At 62.3% G+C, this 17,650-nt stretch carries 13 protein-coding genes; 6 read left to right on the plus strand and 7 right to left on the minus strand.

Annotated elements, in window-relative coordinates:
• Window position 1: 1 nt before the first annotated feature.
• From ACJ8QI_RS08310 to ACJ8QI_RS08320, 3 genes are all read right to left on the minus strand, one after another.
• The gene (locus tag ACJ8QI_RS08310) at window positions 2-3,139 is read right to left on the minus strand and encodes an efflux RND transporter permease subunit (RefSeq protein WP_442532346.1); all 3,138 of its coding nucleotides are present in this window, start codon (window positions 3,137-3,139) and stop codon (window positions 2-4) included.
• Window position 3,140: 1 nt separating this feature from the next.
• Window positions 3,141-4,283, minus strand: coding sequence for an efflux RND transporter periplasmic adaptor subunit (locus ACJ8QI_RS08315; protein ID WP_060418836.1), 1,143 nt, complete (start codon window positions 4,281-4,283; stop codon window positions 3,141-3,143).
• A gap of 129 nt (window positions 4,284-4,412) precedes the next feature.
• Window positions 4,413-5,927: an MDR family MFS transporter gene (locus ACJ8QI_RS08320; protein ID WP_442532347.1), complete on the minus strand. Its 1,515-nt coding sequence runs from the start codon at window positions 5,925-5,927 to the stop codon at window positions 4,413-4,415.
• An 82-nt stretch (window positions 5,928-6,009) separates the two neighbouring features.
• Here ACJ8QI_RS08320 and ACJ8QI_RS08325 point away from each other — a divergent pair, with 82 nt between their 5' ends.
• The gene (locus tag ACJ8QI_RS08325; protein WP_442532348.1) at window positions 6,010-6,678 is read left to right on the plus strand and encodes a TetR/AcrR family transcriptional regulator; all 669 of its coding nucleotides are present in this window, start codon (window positions 6,010-6,012) and stop codon (window positions 6,676-6,678) included.
• 23 nt (window positions 6,679-6,701) lie between these two features.
• Here the strand turns inward: ACJ8QI_RS08325 and ACJ8QI_RS08330 are convergent, their stop codons facing one another.
• Window positions 6,702-7,838, minus strand: coding sequence for an agmatine deiminase family protein (locus ACJ8QI_RS08330; protein WP_442532349.1), 1,137 nt, complete (start codon window positions 7,836-7,838; stop codon window positions 6,702-6,704).
• 142 nt (window positions 7,839-7,980) lie between these two features.
• Between ACJ8QI_RS08330 and ACJ8QI_RS08335 the strand changes: the two genes are divergently transcribed.
• Window positions 7,981-8,844, plus strand: coding sequence for a LysR substrate-binding domain-containing protein (locus ACJ8QI_RS08335; protein ID WP_060418828.1), 864 nt, complete (start codon window positions 7,981-7,983; stop codon window positions 8,842-8,844).
• A gap of 161 nt (window positions 8,845-9,005) precedes the next feature.
• Entirely contained in the window at window positions 9,006-10,679 is a 1,674-nt protein-coding gene (gene ggt / locus ACJ8QI_RS08340; RefSeq protein WP_442532350.1) for a gamma-glutamyltransferase, read from the plus strand.
• Between the two features lie 38 nt (window positions 10,680-10,717).
• Here ggt and ACJ8QI_RS08345 read toward each other — a convergent pair whose 3' ends face one another.
• The 3 genes from ACJ8QI_RS08345 to ACJ8QI_RS08355 form a co-directional block, all read right to left on the minus strand.
• Window positions 10,718-11,488, minus strand: a complete 771-nt coding sequence (locus ACJ8QI_RS08345; protein WP_039566063.1) for a DeoR/GlpR family DNA-binding transcription regulator — start codon at window positions 11,486-11,488, stop codon at window positions 10,718-10,720.
• A gap of 113 nt (window positions 11,489-11,601) precedes the next feature.
• A complete protein-coding gene (locus ACJ8QI_RS08350; protein ID WP_100395770.1) occupies window positions 11,602-12,825 on the minus strand; it encodes an FAD-dependent oxidoreductase in 1,224 nt (407 codons plus the stop codon).
• The gene (locus ACJ8QI_RS08355; RefSeq protein WP_064291345.1) at window positions 12,815-14,218 is read right to left on the minus strand and encodes an NAD(P)/FAD-dependent oxidoreductase; all 1,404 of its coding nucleotides are present in this window, start codon (window positions 14,216-14,218) and stop codon (window positions 12,815-12,817) included. The genes ACJ8QI_RS08350 and ACJ8QI_RS08355 overlap by 11 nt, the downstream gene beginning before the upstream one ends.
• A gap of 257 nt (window positions 14,219-14,475) precedes the next feature.
• Here ACJ8QI_RS08355 and ACJ8QI_RS08360 point away from each other — a divergent pair, with 257 nt between their 5' ends.
• The 3 genes from ACJ8QI_RS08360 (at window position 14,476) to ACJ8QI_RS08370 (ending at window position 17,617) form a co-directional block, all read left to right on the plus strand.
• Window positions 14,476-15,936, plus strand: coding sequence for an FGGY-family carbohydrate kinase (locus ACJ8QI_RS08360; protein ID WP_442532351.1), 1,461 nt, complete (start codon window positions 14,476-14,478; stop codon window positions 15,934-15,936).
• On the plus strand, window positions 15,929-17,161 hold the full coding sequence (eutH, locus tag ACJ8QI_RS08365) for an ethanolamine utilization protein EutH (protein WP_033640245.1): 1,233 nt from the start codon (window positions 15,929-15,931) through the stop codon (window positions 17,159-17,161). Before ACJ8QI_RS08360 ends, eutH begins: the two co-directional genes overlap by 8 nt.
• Before the next feature lie 99 nt (window positions 17,162-17,260).
• A complete protein-coding gene (locus tag ACJ8QI_RS08370; RefSeq protein ID WP_442532352.1) occupies window positions 17,261-17,617 on the plus strand; it encodes a DUF1937 family protein in 357 nt (118 codons plus the stop codon).
• Window positions 17,618-17,650: the final 33 nt, after the last annotated feature.

Genomic DNA, 17,650 nt, shown 5'->3' on the forward strand with positions numbered 1-17,650 from the left:
GTTATTCTCCTGCCTGTGACGGCGGGTTGGCGGGCCGACGGGTAAACATGCGGCGCACCAACACATAAAACAGCGGGACGAAAAAGATGGCCAATGCGGTGGCGGTGATGGTGCCGCCGATGATGCCGGTACCGATGGCGATGCGGCTGTTGGCGCCGGCGCCGCTGGATACCGCCAGCGGCAGCACCCCGGCGGTAAACGCCAGCGAGGTCATCAGGATCGGCCGCAGGCGCATGCGCGCCGCGTGGACCGCCGCGCCAATCAGCGTTTCACCGCGCTGATGCATCTCCTCGGCGAACTCGACGATCAAAATGGCGTTCTTCGCCGACAGGCCGATGATGGTGAGCAGCGCCACCTGGAAGTAGATGTCGTTTTCCAGCCCGCGTAGCGTGATCGCCAGCAGCGATCCCACCACGCCCATCGGCACCACCAACATCACCGCGAACGGAATCGACCAGCTCTCATACAGCGCCGCCAGGCACAGGAACACCACGATGAGCGAAATGGCGTACAGCGACGACGCCTGGCCGCTGGTCAGCCGCTCCTGATAGGACAGCCCGCTCCAGGAATAGCTGCTGCCGGCGGAGAATGTTGCCGCCAGTTTCTCCATCTCGCTCATCGCCGTACCGGAGCTGACGCCGGCGGCACCCTGCCCGGTGATCTCGAACGACGACAGCCCGTTATAGCGCGACAGATTTTCCGGCCCGTAGATCCAGTGCGAAGACGCAAAGGCGGAGAACGGCGTCATGCTGCTGGCGCCCGACGCGTTGGTGCCGCGCACAAACCAGCGGTCGAGATCTTCCGGCTTGGCGCGGTACTGCACATCGCCCTGCATATAGACTTTTTTCACCCGGTTGCGATCGATAAAGTCGTTGACGTAGGTGCTGCCGAACGCGCTGCTGAGGGTGCTGTTGACGTCGGCGGCGCTCAGGCCGAGCGCCTGCAGCTTGCCGTTGTCGATCTCCACCTGCAGCTGTGGGGTGTCCGGCAAGGTGTTGGCGCGCACCGCCAGCAGCGCCGGGTTGTTGCCGGCAGCGGCAACGATCTGGTCGCGCATCGCCTGCAGCTCGGCGCGGGTGGTCGCCCCTTTGGCCTGTAGCTCGAAGGTGAAGCCGTCGGACTGGCCGAAACCGTCGATCGCCGGTGGGCTCATGGAGAAGACCTGGGCGTCGCGCAGCGAGGCGAAGTGCGCCATGGCGCGTTTGGCGATGGCGTCGGCGGTGTTCGCGCTGCCGCTGCGCTGGCTCCAGTCTTTGAGGCTGACGAACGCCATGCCGGCGTTTTGCCCGCTGCCGCTGAAGCCGAAACCGTTGATGGTGAAAATGGTGCTGACGTTGGCCTTTTCCTGGTCGAGGAAATAGGCGGTCACCGCTTCGCTCACCGCCGAGGTGCGCGCGTTGGTGGCACCCGCCGGCAAGGTGTACTGCACCATCACCGTGCCCTGATCCTCGTTGGGCAGAAAGCCGGTCGGCAAACGCAGGTACATCACGGCCGCGGCGATCAACAGCAGGCCGTACAGCAGCAGAAAGCGCGTCGGCCGGTGGATTACCCCACCGACCTTGTCGGCGTACTTCTCCTGCAGCCGGTCATAGCCGCGGTTGAATTTGCCCAGTAAGCCTTTATCGGTCTGCGCATCGTGCGCCGGTTTCAGCAGCGTGGCGCACAATGCCGGCGCCAGCGTCAACGCCAGCACCACCGACAGCACCATCGAGGAGACGACGGTGATTGAAAACTGGCGATAGATCACGCCGGTGGAGCCGCCGAAGAACGCCATCGGCAGAAACACCGCCGACAGCACCAGCGCGATGCCGACCAATGCGCCGGTGATTTCACGCATCGATTTCTCCGTCGCCTCGCGCGGCGGCAGCTTATCCTCCCGCATCACGCGTTCGACGTTTTCCACCACCACGATGGCGTCGTCCACCAACAGCCCGATCGCCAACACCATGCCGAACAGCGTCAGGGTATTGATTGAATAGCCGAACGCCGCCAGCACGCCGAAGGTGCCCAGCAACACTACCGGCACGGTGATGGTCGGGATCAGCGTGGTGCGCAGGTTTTGCAGGAATACGAACATCACCACCACCACTAACGCCACCGCTTCGAACAGCGTTTTCACCACCTCCTCGATCGAGATATTGATAAAGTCGGTGCTGTCTTTCGGGTAGGCCACCTTGTAGCCCTGCGGCATCGCACTTTGGTATTCCGCCACCTTGGCCTTCACCAGCTTGGCGGTGTTGAGGGCGTTGGCGCCCGCCGCCAGCTTGACCGCGATCCCCGCCGCCGGGTGGCCGTTGAGGTGTGCGCTGGCGGAGTAGTCCTCGTTGCCCAGCTCAATTCGCGCCACGTCGCCCAGCCGCACCAGCGCGCCGCTGCTGTCGCTTTTCAGGATGATATTGCGAAACTGTTCCGGCGTTTGCAGCCGCGACTGCGCCTTTACCGTGGCGGTCAGCTGCTGATCGGCGGCGGCCGGCAGATCGCCTACCTTGCCAGCGGACACCTGGGTGTTTTGCGCTTCGATCGCCGTCTGCACGTCGGAAGGCATCAACGCATAGCTCGCCAGCTTGGTCGGATCCAGCCAGATACGCATCGCATATTCCGAGCCGAACACCTGCACGTCCCCCACGCCCTCGATGCGCGACAGCGGATCCTGCAGGTTGCTGACCAGATAGTCGGAGATATCGGCCATCGTCGCCTTGTCGCTTTCGTCATACAGCCCGACGATCAGCAGGAAGCTGCTCTGGGATTTCTTGACCGTCACGCCCTGCGCGGTAACCGCGCTCGGCAAACGGCTTTCCGCCTGCTGCACCTTGTTTTGCACCTGCACCTGAGCGATATCCGGATCGGTGCCCTGATCAAAGGTGACGTTGATACTGACCGAGCCGCTGGAGCTGCTGGTCGAAGAAAAATACAGCAGGCCGTCCAGGCCGGTGAGCTGCTGCTCAATCACCTGCGTGACGCTGTTTTCCAACGTTTCCGCGTCTGCGCCCGGGTAGGTGGCGGAGATGGAAATCTGCGGCGGTGAGACGTCCGGGTACTGCGAAACGGGCAACGAATTGATCGACATCAGGCCGCACAGCATGATGATGATGGCGATCACCCAGGCGAATACCGGCCGCCGGATAAAGAACTGCGCCATATCACTGCTCCCCGCGTTGGGTTTTGTCGACCGAAACCTCAACCGGCTTCACCGCGGCGCCGATCGTGACCTTGCTGGTGCCTTCGACGATCAGGCGATCGCCTTCGTTCAGGCCGCTGCCGATCAGCCAATTGCTGCCCACCACCCGTTCGGCGCTGACGGTGCGCTGCGCCACTTTGTTCTGTTCGTCCACCACCAACGCGGTGGCTTCCCCTTTGGCGTTGCGGGTTATGCCCTGCTGCGGCGCCAGAATCGCTTTGGGATCGACGCCGTTATCCACCGTGGCGTGGACATACATGCCGGGCAGCAGCTCATGTTCGGGGTTGGGGAACACCGCGCGCAGCGTGACCGAACCGGTGGCTTCGTCCACCGCGACTTCGGTCAGCTCGAGCTTGCCGGCATGGGCATAAGGCGTACCGTCCTCCAGCTTGATGGCGACCGGCGTGACCGCGCCGCGCTGTAACGCCGCCTGCTGGCGCCGCAGTTTAAGCAGCTGGGCGCTGGACTGGGTCAGATCGACATAGATCGGGTCGAGCGCGCGGATGGTGGCTAACGCATCGCTCTGGCTGGCGGTGACCAGCGCGCCCGGCGTCACCGACGAGATGCCGATACGCCCGGCGATCGGCGCCCGCACCTGGGTATAGGCGAGGTTGATGCGCGCCGTCTCCAGCGCCGCCTGATACTGGGCCACCGACGCCACGGCCGCCAGATAGGCGGCTTTGGCATCGTCCGCATCCTGTTGAGAAACGCCGTTCTCTTTCACCAGCGCCGCATAGCGCTGCGATTTGAGCCGGGTGGATTGCACCGTGGCCTGGGCGTTTTTCAGCTGGGCGGCGGCCTGATCGTAGCTGGCCTGATAGCTGGCAGGGTCAATTTGATACAATACCTGCCCGGCTTTCACCTCAGCCCCTTCGGTAAATAACCGCTGCTTGATGATGCCGTCGACCTGTGGCCGCACGTCGGAGGTCATGGTTGCGTTGACCCGGCCGGTCAGCTCGCTGCTCAGGGTCACTGACTGGCCGCGCAGCGTGACCACGCCGACCTCCTGTTCTGCGCCCGCGCCGGCTGGCGCACCGGCGTTTTGCCCATCGCAGGCGGCCAGCAACAGCGACAGCCCAAGCACCAAAAGCGTTTTCCTCTGCATTGCAATACGATCCTGTTGAGAATGACTATTCTCAATATATCGAATGCCGGAATGCGCTTCTGAAAGGGTTGCGTAAGGATGCGGTAAAAGTTCGTCGGGCAGCGCCGGCCGGAGCGGCCGGCGTCGGGATTATTTGTGCCGCAGCGGCACGTCTTTCAAGAGCCAGGTCAGCGCAAAAGCCAACGCCATCACCCCGGCGGCAATTTGATACACCGAATGGATCGCCCCGCCGAAGGCCTGCAGGTAATCCTGCTGCAGCGCCGCCGGCAGATGGTGCACCGCTTCTGCACCGAGCGCGCGCGGCAGCTGCGCGCCTTCCGGCAACAGCGCCGCCAAACGGGTGTGCAGTACCTGCGTGAAAATCGCCCCGAACACCGCTACGCCTATCGAACCGCCGATAGAGCGGAACAGCGTGGCGCTCGAGGTCGCGACCCCCATATGCCGGGGCTCCACGCTGTTTTGCGCCGTCAGGATCATCACTTGCATCACCATGCCCAGCCCCAACCCCAGCAGGCAAATGTACAGGTACAGATGCTGCACCGGCGTGTTATTGGTCAGGGTGCCGAGCAACGTCATCGCCCCTAATGCGCACAGGGTGCCGACGATCGGAAACAGCCGGTATTTACCGCGTTTGCTGATGATCCGGCCGCTGATGATCGAGCTGACCATAATGCCGCCCATCAACGGCAGCAGCTGCATCCCGGCCTGCGATGGCGTCGAGCCTTTCACCACCTGCAGATACAGCGGCAGGAAAGTCACGGAGCCGAACAGCGACATGCCGACGATAAAGCCGATCAGGCCGCACAGCACAAAGGTGCGGTTGCGAAACAGCCCAAGGGGAATGATCGGTTCACCGGCCAGCCGTTCCTCATAGATAAAGCCGCCCAGCGACACCAGGCCAAAGGCCAGAATGCACCACAGCTGGCCGTCCGACCAGGCCATGACCGTGCCGCCCTGGCTGGTGAACAGGATGATGCAGGTGAGCGCCATCGCCAGATAACCGGCGCCGAGGAAGTCGATTTCATGCCGCACTCGATTGACCTGCGACTGAAACACCGCGCCAATCACCAGCAGGGCGAACAGGCCCAGCGGCAGATTGATGTAGAAAATCCAGCGCCAGGAAAAATGCTGCACCAGCAGGCCGCCGATCAGCGGCCCCACCACCGTGGCCAAGCCGAATACCCCGCCGAACAGCCCCTGATAACGGCCGCGTTCCGCCGGCGGGATCACGTCGCCGACCACCGCCAGGGTGACCACCAACAGCCCGCCGCCGCCCAACCCTTGCAGCGCGCGCATCAGAATCAGCTGCGTCATGTTTTGCGCCAGCCCACACAGTACCGACCCAAGCAAAAACAGCACAATAGCGATTTGCAGCACAATCTTGCGGCCGAAGAGATCGCCGAATTTGCCGTACAGCGGCACTACGATAGTGGAAGACAGCAGATAGGCCGTCACCACCCACGACAGTTTCTCAAGCCCACCAAACTCGCCGACGATGGTCGGCAGCGCGGTGGAGACAATGGTTTGATCCAGCGCCGCCAGCAGCATCACCAGCAGCAACGCGGAAAACAGCAACGTGAGCGAAGGCGCCTTGGCTGGCGCCCCGCTGTGATCGGGCCGGGTTGTCGGGTTTTCAATCTCCATCGGAGTCAGTTCACTTGTAATTAATTAATCGCATAATTAATATATGAGTCATCCTTTTCTCCGGTCAATGGATCTCACCGCGATGACAGCACGAAACGTTCAAACTCCCGCCAAGCCTCGCCGCCCCGGCCGGCCGAGCGGCGGCGCCAAAGGGGCGGACAAACGCGAGCATTTGCTTGATACCGCACTGAACCTGTTTGCCCGCCAGGGGATCGTAGACACCTCGTTGAACGCCATTGCGCGCGAGGCAAACGTCACCCCGGCCATGCTGCACTACTACTTTCATAACCGCGATCAGCTGCTGGACGTACTGATCGCGGAGCGCTTTCTGCCGGTGCGCAAAATGGCCGGCGAGGTGTTCGACGCCAACGCGGACGATCCCGTCACCGCCTTCACCCTGCTGACGCAACGTTTTATCGACATCGCGTTGGAACACCCCTGGTTCGCCCCGCTGTGGCTGCGGGAGGTCATGAGTGAAAGCGGCGTGCTGAAACAGCGCATGGATGAACGGTTCGGCGATGAGCGCCGCCAAATCGCGCTACAATCCATCGCGCGCTGGCAGGCGCAGGGTAAACTCAATCCCGATCTCGAGCCTTCCCTGCTGTTCTTCACGCTGTTCGGCATCACGTTGCTGCCGCTGGCCACCGCGCCGAAATGGCGGCGCGAACGGGATAAAGGCCAGCTGAACGCCGAAGATATCGCCCGCCACGCCGTCGCCCTGCTGCGTTACGGCATCGGCCCGGCGCGTTAGCCACCGGGCGCGAAGCGCCCTATTCAGCGTGACCTGCCATGCACCGGCAGTTGGTTGGTTGCGCAGTGAATGCCGCCGCCGCCGGCCGCGATGGCGTCGATCTCCAGCTGCACCACCTTGCGCTGCGGATAGAGCGCCGTCAGCAGCTCAAGCGCCGCCCGGTCCGCCTGCGGGTCGCCAAACTCCGGGGCGATCACCGCGCCGTTGATGACGAAATAGTTGATGTAGCCCGCCGCAAAATCCGGATTGTTGCGGCTGAATCGGCTGTCACGCGGCGCCAGCGGCGGCGAAAGCGTATGCACCTGCAGCCGGCGGCCGTCGGCGTCGGTCGCCGCCTTGAGGATCGCCAGATGTTGCTGGGTAACCGCATGGTCATAAGAGGCCGGATCGGTGTCCAGATTGGCCACCACCACGCCCGGCCGCACGAAGCGGGCGTAAAAATCGACGTGGGCGTCGGTGATGTCCCGGCCTTTAATGCCCGGCAGCCAGATAATTTTGCGCAGGCCGAGCATCGCTTTCAGCTCCTGCTCCACCCGGTCCCGGCTCCAGCCCGGATTACGGTTTGCATTCACCCAGCTGCTTTCGGTCATGATGCCGGTGCCGTGCCCGTCCACTTCGATACCGCCGCCTTCGCCTATCAGTGCGCTGCGGCGCAGTTGGGCGGCACCGTAGCGGTTGGCGGCAAACGCCGCCAGGCGCGCATCCTTGGCATGCCGCTGCTTATTGCCCCAGCCGTTGAAGTTGAAATCCACCGCCCCGAGTTCGCCGGCGCCGTTGACGACGAAATTGGCGCCGAAATCGCGCACCCAGATGTCATCCAGCTCGGTGACGACATAGCTGACGTTGTGACTGCCGCAGGTGGCCTCGGCCAATTGCCGTTCATGCTCGCTGCAAAATACCGTCACCGGCTGAAACTCGGCGATGGCGCGGGCGATACGGCCCTGCGCCGCCTGCACATCCGCCGTGAATTCGCCCCAGATGGCCCGCTGCGCGCCGAAGGCGAGAAATGCCCGCTGCTGCGGTTCCCCTTCGTCAGGCATCCGCCAGGCCGGATTAAGCGCAGCTTCTGCGTGACCGTGTAACGAAACACCCAGCGAGGCCGTCAGACCGACTCCTGCGACGGCGGAAAGCTGTTTAATAAACACGCGGCGAGTTGACATTAAAGACCTCTTTTAATCATTTATAATTCAAAAAGTTAACCGAATAAATCACGGTTATGCGGTTGAATTTATGCTAGTCTTCCCCTGCCACCGCAACAAACGATATATTTAGTGGATATCTGATTAGACAGGCTTATCGATAATGTTAAAACACTGGCCCCCCTTGAGCGCGCTACGCGGCTTCGAAGCGGCAGCGCGCCTGGGCAGTTTTCATCAGGCTGCCGAAGAGCTGCACCTTACCCAATCGGCCATCAGCCAGCAGATCCGCAGCCTCGAAGCGTTTCTGGAGCAGCCGCTGTTCTTCCGCACCGGCCGCAGCGTGGCGCTGACCGACGCCGGCCACGATCTGTTCAGCACCGCGCAGGTGATGCTGCAACAGCTGGCGGTCGGCATTCGCCGTTTGGATCAGTACCGCAAACCCAATCAGCTGATCGTCAACACCACTCCGGCTTTCGCCCGGCACTGGCTGATGCCGCGGCTGGGCGACTTCAATCGGCAGCATCCGCAGGTCGACCTGTGGCTGTTCACCAGCTTTGAACCGCCGAATATGGCGACGGACAGTATCGATCTGGCGATCCGCGACGATCTCAGCGCGCAGGCGGACTGCAGCTTTAACGTGCTCTGCAGCGACCGGCTCTATCCCGCCTGCCACCCCAGCCTGCTGGCGCTGGCGGCGGAGCAGCGCGTGACCCTGCACGGCGAACGGGAGATGGACTGGAGCCACTGGACGGTGGCGGGCGGTGCGCACGTCGGCCAGCGCGATAGCGGGCTGAACTTCTCCGATCCCGGTCTGCTGCTGGACGCCGCCTGCAATGGCCTCGGCATCGCGTTGGTCAGCCAACTGCTGGCGCAGCACGCGCGCGACGCCGGGCTGCTGCAACCGTTAACCGAGCAACGCGTGCGCGGCGCCAACTGGGGGTGGCTGCTGCACCGCGACAGCGAACACAACCCGCTCGCCCGGCACTTCTGCCAATGGCTGCAGTCGGCGTTGCCCGCCGGCGCATAACGCGCCACGTCACGATTCGCTACTCTGGTCAGGCGGCCCCGCCTGACCGCTGCTACCTTCAATAAAGCGCCGCAACAGCCCGAAGAAAACGCGCTAACCTGCTGTTTCAAAATAATTAGTTGAATTCACCTGATAACTGAAAATCGCTAAAAGGATCTTCTATGTCTGCCGGTTTATTGAAAACGATAGCTCTGAGCGTGGCCCTGGCCTGCACCGTTCCCACCGCCTTTGCCGCCGATCTGACCGCCGGCGCGGTCGCCGCCCCGGATCAGTATGGCGCAAAAGTCGCCGCGCACATTCTGCAGGCCGGCGGCAACGCGGTCGACGCGGCGGTCGCCACCGCCTTTACCCTGGCGGTCACCTACCCTGAAGCCGGCAATATCGGCGGCGGCGGCTTTATGACGCTGTATATCGACGGCAAACCCTATTTCCTCGACTACCGCGAAGTGGCCCCCAAGGCCGCCAGCAAAACCCTATACCTGAACGAGAAAGGTGAAGTGATCGAAAATCTCAGCCTGGTGGGCAGCCGCGCCGCCGGCGTGCCGGGCACCGTGCTGGGGCTGTGGGAAGCCCACAAGCGCTTCGGCAAACTGCCGTGGGCCGAACTGCTGACGCCGGCGATCGGCTACGCCCGGCAAGGTTTCACCGTGGCGGATCAGCAGTATCAGTACCGTGAAGACGCCAACAAGCTGTTCGCCGGTAAAACCAACTTTGGCGACTATTTCGGCGCCATGAAGCCCGGCACAGTGTTCAAACAGCCGGAGCTGGCCGCCACCCTCGAGCGCATCGCCAAGTCGGGCGCCGACGATTTTTATCACGGCGAAACCGCGCGCCTGCTGGTGGCGCAAATGCAGCGCGACAACGGGCTGATCGGCGCGGCGGATTTGGCCGACTATCGGGTGAAATGGCGTGAGCCGATGCGCATCAGCTGGCGCGGCAACACCGTATATACCGCCCCGCTGCCCAGCTCCGGCGGCATTGCGCTGGCGCAGCTGCTGGGGATAAAAGAAGATCGCGCCGCCGACTTCAAAGGTGTGCCGCTGAACTCGGCGCGCTATATCCACCTGCTGGCGGAAATCGAAAAGCGCGTGTTCGCCGATCGCGCCGACTACCTCGGCGACCCGGATTTCACTAAGGTGCCGGAAGCACAGCTGATCGCCCCCGACTACCTGCAAAAACGCGCCGCCGAAATCAACCCGACGGCGATCTCGCCGACCGAACAGCTGCGGCCAGGGCTGGAAGCCCACCAAACCACCCACTTCTCGATCGTTGATGCCGCCGGCAATGCGGTCAGCAACACCTATACGCTCAACTGGGACTTCGGCAGCGGCGTGGTGGTCAAAGGCGCCGGCTTCCTGCTCAACGACGAGATGGACGACTTCAGCGCCAAACCCGGCGTCGCCAATGCCTTCGGCGTGGTGGGCAGCGACGCCAACGCCATCGAGCCGGGCAAGCGCATGCTCTCCTCGATGAGCCCGACCATCATCACCCGCGATGGCGAGGTCAGCCTGGTGCTCGGCACGCCGGGCGGATCGCGCATCTTCACGTCGATCTTCCAGGTGATCAACAACCTCTACGATTACCATCTGCCGCTGGCGCAGGCGGTGGCCGCCCAGCGCGTGCACCATCAGCTGTTGCCGAAGGACACCCTGTACTATGACAGCTTTGCGCCGCTGACCGGCAAACCGGCGGAAGAGCTGAAAGCCATGGGCTACACCCTCGAAGATCAGGGCTGGAACATGGGGGACATTCAGGCTATCCGCATCGATGGCCGCACGCCGGAAACCGCGTCCGATCCGCGCGGCCGCGGCGTGGGCCTGGTGGTGAAAAAGTAACGCCCCGGCGGCCCGCCTCCGGTTAAACGGGCCGCCGCTTATACCTGTGCGACCAACACATTGACGTTGGCCGGGAAAACCAACCCCTCCAACGCGTTGCCGCTGTCGGAGGTCACCAGATAATCGATCTCTGGCCATTTGGCCACCAACGTCATCGCATGCCCACGCAGCTTGTTTTCGTCCGCCAATACGATGCATTTGCGGCTTTGCGCAATCATTTTGCGCGCGATGGCCGCCTCATTGACGTTTTGATCCATCACCCCGGTCTGCACATTGACCGCGCCGGCGCCGATGATGGCGTAATCGGCGAAAAACGCCTCGATGTTATTCAGCGCGATCGCCCCCAGGCACTCCATTTTGGAGCCGATGAACTGCCCACCGATCAGCACCACGTCGATGGAGTCATTTTCCAGACAGACGTTGGCGATCAGCGGCGAATTGGTGATGACCGTCAGCTGATCGACGGTCGCCAACTGGCGGGCGAACTCCAGCGTGGTAGAGCCGAAATCCACGAACACCGTATCACCCGGCTGGATCAGCGTCACCGCTTTCTCCGCGATGGCGCGCTTCTCGGCCTCGGCGATTTTGGCCCGTTCGTTGAATTCATGCTCGAATTTGAACTGGCTGCTGACCGCACCGCCGTGGATCTTCTTGATCAGCCGATAATCTTCCAGCTTGTTGAGATCGCGCCGAATGGTTTCCTGCGAAACCTGGAATTTATCCGCCAGCTCATTCACGTAAACCCGGCCGTTGGCCTGGATCAGCGCCAGTATTTCATTGCGCCTATCCACGGAATTAGAGATATCCATTCACATTACACTCGCTGCCTTAAGTAAGAGTGACTGCTTGCGCCGAGACTCGCGGCGTCAACTGACGGAATACTACGGGTTTCAGGGCGTTAGACGCAAGCCGTTGCCGTCGTTCAGCCGGCGGATTCGATGCTGATGTGCAGCGCGTCACGCTCGCCGTCGGCCGGCAAAGCGATGTTGCGCAGCAGGATCCGCCGTTCCGGCAGGCAGCGATGCGTTTTGCGATACAGCACTTCCTCGCCCAGCCGCACCACCACCGAACCGGACACCGCCCGTTCCACCCGCATATTGATCGTGACCCGGGTGGGTTTGCCGATCAGCGCCACGTTGGCAGGCGCGGTCAGGCGGATCCGCTCGTCGTGTCGCACCGGGAGAATTTGCCGCGCCGGCGGCAGCGTGCGTTGCAGCGAACGGGCAACGGCTTCGCCAACGCGCAGCCCTTCCTGATAACACTGGTCGCCCATGTCCGCCGGATGCAGCATGTTGCCGACGGCGAAATAGGCGGTGTCGGAACAGCGGCCGAACTGATCGGTCAGCGGGCAGCCGCTGTCCGGCCGCTGCGCCAGGTGGCTCTGGCGGATCAGCGTATACTCCCCGGTGAAACGGCCGGTGAAGATCAGGCTGTCGCAGGCGATGCGCTGTTTCTCCCCGCGGCGGTTTTCCACCTCGATGGATTCGACCCGATCGCGGCCGGCAATATCGGTCACCCGCGAAGAGTAATGGATCGGCACCCCCATCAGGCGCGCATAGAGCGCGCTCAGACGCCAGGCGACGGGCCTGTCGCCGTTTTCAATCATGGCGACGGCGCGCACGCCGGCGTTGCGCAGCGTCCACAGCGCGGAGAAACTGACCAGCTCGGTGCCGACCACCACCGGCGCCTTGCCCGGCTGCAGCCCGCGCAGATAGACGAACTGCTGCAGCGCGCCGGCGGTCAGCACGCCCTGCGGCCGCAGGCCGCTCACCAGGCGCGGATGGCGCGGCGTTTCTCGCACGCCGGTCGCCAGGATCACCCGCTGCGCTTTCAAGGTGCTGACGCCGCGGCGATCCGTGATGCTCAGCTCGCCGCCCGGCTTGATGGCGAGCACCGTCACGCCGGTGCGGATTTCCACCTGCCCGGCGCGCGCCAGTATCTTATCGACATAGGTGGAGCCGAGCATCGGCCGGTAAAACGTTTGCAGCCCGAAAGTGGGGTGCCGACAGTGTCTCGGCACGCCGCCCGCTTCCCGCTCCCGTTCCAGGAGCACCACATCCTCGATCCCCGCCTGCCGCAGCGCGGTCGCCGCCGCGATCCCGGCCGGCCCGGCGCCGACAATCGCCACCTGATACTCAGTTTTCATCAATGCTCCCTACGGCCAGCGTCTGGCCAAAACGATCGCCTACCATTTCCGCCACCCGGCTGCTGCAATAAAAACCGTTGCAGCGCCCCATCATCACGCGCGTGCGGCGCCGCAGCCCGCCGATGCACTCCGGCGGCACGGCGGAATCGAACGCTGCCTCGATTTCCCGCTGGGTCACCAGCTCGCAATGGCAAACGATGCCGCCGTTGTCCGGGCGCGCGTAATCGCGCAGCCCGTAGTCGGCGAGCATCGGCATCTGCGGCCAATGCACGGTCTGCGGCGCCGTCGGCGTGAAGCACGGCGTAAAATGGTCGCGGTAAAGCTGCTCCACGTATTGCGCGATGCCGAGCGCCGCCGTCAGGCCGGTGGAGCGAATGCCCGCCACGCAGATCCACTGCCGCTCGGGATAGGGCTGAATGCGGTAGTGTTTCTGTTCGGTCGCCGGGCGCAATCCGGCATAGCTGGCGGTCACGCTGTAATTTGCCAGCGTGGGCAGCAGCCGGGTGCCCTGCTCGATCAGCTCGCGCATTTTGGTTTCGTCCACCGTCGCCGTCTCGCGATCCTGCTGTTCTTCGGCGGTCGGCCCCAGCAACAGATTGCCGAAGATGGTTTTCGACAGCAGCACCCCTTTGGTGATCGCCGTCGGCACCGGCAAGATGATGGCGTTGACCTGCCCGGCGGCGGCCTTGTCGAACACCAGGAACTGCCCTTTGCGCGGGCGGATTTCAAACTCGGGCTGATGGCAGAAACTTTCTACCCGGTCGCCCTGATTGCCGGCGCAGTTGATGACGATTTTGCCGTGAAACTCGCCCCGGTTGCTGGTTAGCCGCCAGCCGGTCGGCAAGCGTTCGGCGCCGGTCACCTCGGTATTGAAGCGATAGTCGCCGCCGTGTTTGACGCCCTGCGTCAGGTAAGCCAGCGGCGTGCTCCAGGGATCAATCACGCTCTCGCCCGGCACCTCTACCGCCGCCAATGCGCCGGGCGCCAGCTGCGGTTCACGGCGATACAGCTCGGCGGCGTCGATCTGCGCCACGTCCGGCACGCCGTTGTCATGTGCCTGCTGCACGATCGCGGGCAGCGCCGCCAACTGCTGCTCGTCCCAGGCCACGACCAGCGCGCCGGTGGGCAGCAGCGGCAGATTCATTCGTTCGCGAATGGCGATAAATTCTCGGTAGCCGGCCTGCATGCAGCGCAGCTCCAGGCTGCCGCTGGGCGCATCGAAGCCGGTATGCAGCAGCGCGCTGTTGGCTTTGCTGGCGCCGGACAGGATATCGCCCCCCTTTTCCAACAGCAGCGTACGGGCGCCCATCAGGCAGAATTTGCGGAATACCGCACACCCGACCACACCGCCGCCAATCACGACAATGTCCCAACCCGTTTGTTCTTCCATCATGCTGATGTCCCGTTTTGATGTGATAACCACAATAAAACCACACAATAACCGCATTTGAAATGACAAAAACAACATAACTCCCAAAAAAAAGCCGCAGAATGGGGTGATAAGCAAAAAGTATGAAGTCGATCACGCGGGGTTATTTTATCTTGTGATTTATGTTGCTTTAATGTGTGAAATTGAAGATAGATTATTAAAACAGTCACACAACCAACACCAGGCACAATAAAAAACAAAACCTATAAGAGAGCGAAGCAATGATGAATCAACGTTATGCCGCGATTGATCAGGGAACCACCGGCACCCGGGTCGTGGTGTTCGGCGAAGACGGCAGGCACCATTCGCCGGCCAGCATGCCGCACAAGCAGATCACCCCCAATCCGGGCTGGGTGGAACACGACGCCCTGGAGATTTTGGCGAATATCCGCCGCTGTCTCAGCCAGTGCGACATGGTGGACGCCATCGGTTTAGGGCATCAGGGCGAAAGCCTGCTGGCCTGGGACGCCGACAGCGGCCTGCCGCTGTACAACGCCATCGTTTGGCAAGATCAGCGCACCGAGCCGGAGATCCAGCGCCTGAAACGCGAAGGCGTCGAGCCGCTGGTGATGGCGAAAACCGGTCTGCCGCTCGATACCTACTTCTCCGCCAGCAAGATGGGCTGGCTGATGAACAACGCGCCGGGGGCCAGGCAGCTGGCGCAACGCGGCCGTCTGCGGCTCGGCACCATGGACGCCTTCTTCCTGTTCCACCTGTGCGGCCGGCATCTCACCGACTATAACTCCGCCTCGCGCACCTCGTTGTTCAACATTCATACCCTGCAGTGGGATGAAGAGCTGTGCCGTTTGTTCGGCGTGCCGATCGACAGCCTGCCCGAGGTCAGAGACAACATCGGCCACTTCGGCGACGTCGCGCTCAACGGCAAACCGGTGCCGCTGACGGCCTGCATCGTCGACCAGTTTGCCGGCACATACGGCCACGGCTGCCATCAACCGGGGCAGATGAAGATCACCTTCGGTACCGGCGCCTTTTTACAGGCGATCACCGGGCCGCGCCCGATCAACGCCGGCGAGTCCGGCCTGTTACCCACGCTGTGCTGGAAGCTGCCCGGTAGCGAGCCGGTATATGGCCTGGACGGCGGCGTTTATAACGCGGCCTCCGCCATTAACTGGGCGAGAAAGATAGGCCTGTTCAACGACTTCGATGAATTCGGCGATTTCCCGGCCCAGCCTGCCATCGCGCGCGGCCTGGCCTTTGTGCCCGCGCTTTCCGGGCTGGCCTGCCCGTATTGGGATCGCTCCGCCGCCGGGATGTGGGCCGGCCTGTCGCTGGAAACCGAACGCAAGGATCTGCTGCAGTCGATCCTCGAAGGCATCGCCATGCGTTCCGCCGAGGTGATCAACGCCATGGATAAGTTGAAACCGATCGGCGACAGCATTTCGGTGGACGGCGGCCTGTCCGCCAACCGCTATTTCACGCAGTTCCTCGCCAACCTGATCCAAAAGCGCATCGTTACGCCCGCCAATAAAGAGATCACCGCTCAGGGCGTGGCGCTGTTGGCGCGTAAAGGGCTGGGCGTGGAACAGCCGCTCAAGGTGCTCAACCGCTATGAAGTGACGGAGCCCGCCGAGGTCGATATGGCGGTCTGGTTTGCCCGCTATCAGGACATCATCGCGCGCTCGCGCGGCTTACGTTCATCGCAGGAGGAACACCATGGCTGAGTTCGGTAATTTCATCATCTATATCATCATGGCCGGCACTCTGATCGGGGCGTTGGCGTCGATCGTCAAACCGGAAGGCGAGCTGGGACGTGAGTTCGTCAACGGCATTCACGCCATCGGCCCGGTGTTTCTCGCCCAGGCGGGCATCATGGCGGCGATCCCAATCATCTCTTACCTGATCATGTACAGCATCGGCCCCTTCTTCTCGGCGCTCGGCTCTGACGCCTCGATCGCGGCGCTGGCGGTGATCGCCGTGGACATGGGCGGCTATCAGTTGGCTGACGCTATCGCCGCCAACCGCGACATGTGGATCGTCGCCATGTTGGTGGGTTACACCTCCGGCGCCAGCATCGTGTACCTGATCCCCGTCGGGCTTATCATGCTGAACCGCGACGACCATAAATATTTGGCGCTGGGCGCGATGGCGGGTCTTATCAGCATTCCGTTCGCCGTGCTGATCGCCCTGGTGACCATCACCTTCAACAACCTGCCGGTCAGGGAGATCATTTCCACCACCTCGCCCGCCGCGCACTATCTGCAGCTGGACTTCCTGCAGGCGCTGCGGCTGCTGTCTCCGCTGTTTGCCCTGTGTTTCCTGCTGGCGCTGGGCCTGAAGCTGCGGCCGGCGGCCATGGTGAAAGGATTCCTGATCTTCGGCAAGGCGGCGGACGCCTTTATCAAACTGGTGTTGGCGCTATGCATCATCGAGCATTTTACCGGCGTGTTTAAAAAGGTCTTCGGCGGCTGGGTATTCGATCCGTTATTCGCCGACAAAGACGAATTATTCCGCGCTATCGAGATTGCCGGTTACATCGGCATTATGCTGGCGGGCACATTCCCCATTTGTTATTTGTTCCAGCGCTATTGCCGTAAGCCGATGCATTTCATCGGCAGAAAACTCGGCCTGTCGGATACCGGCGCACTGGGCTTTATTATGGTGCTGGCCAATATCATCGCGGTTTATCACCTGTTCAAAGGCATGCGGGCACGCGATAAGGTGCTGTGCGTCGCCTTCGGTATTTGTGCGCAGGCGACGTTGGGCGATCACCTGGCGTTTACCGCTAACTTCCAACCTTCGCTGGTGCTGCCGATCATGATGGGTAAATTTCTCGGCGGCATGATTGCCGTGCTGATCGCCATCAAGATCTCGGTGCCGGAAGCCGAATTGCTGGAAAAAGAACAGACGCAAAGGCAGTCGACGGCCATCGCCGCCGCCGCTCGCTGAATTTATCCCTGCACCATAAAAAATAAACGGGGCGCCGCCTCACGGGGAAGCTGCGCCCTTTTTTCCCCCACGTTCTAGTTATTGAGAGAGAAAACGGTAATGAGAAAGATATTTTTGGCCTGCCCCTACAGCCACGCCGACGCCAACGTCGTGCAGCAGCGCTTTATGGCGTGCAACGACGTCGCCGCCGCTATCGTGCGCGCCGGCAGCGCCGTTTTTAGCCAGGTCAGCATGTCGCATCCGATCAATTTTTGTTTGCAAGAGCTCGACAAAACCGCCATCGGCAAGTTGTGGGCGCCGATCGACGCCCTGTTCATGGCGGCGATGGATGAGTTGATCGTGCTCGATTTGCCGGGTTGGCAAGAGAGCGGCGGCATCAAGCGCGAGATGGACTCTTTCGCCGCGCGCGGCTGCCGCGTCAGCCTGTGGTCCGAGGTCGCGGGCGAGTTCAACTGAGGCGTGCGCCCCGCCGCTTAGCGCGACGGGGCA

Source organism: Serratia sp. CY84636, from assembly GCF_052166245.1.
Lineage (GTDB): Bacteria > Pseudomonadota > Gammaproteobacteria > Enterobacterales > Enterobacteriaceae > Serratia > Serratia nevei.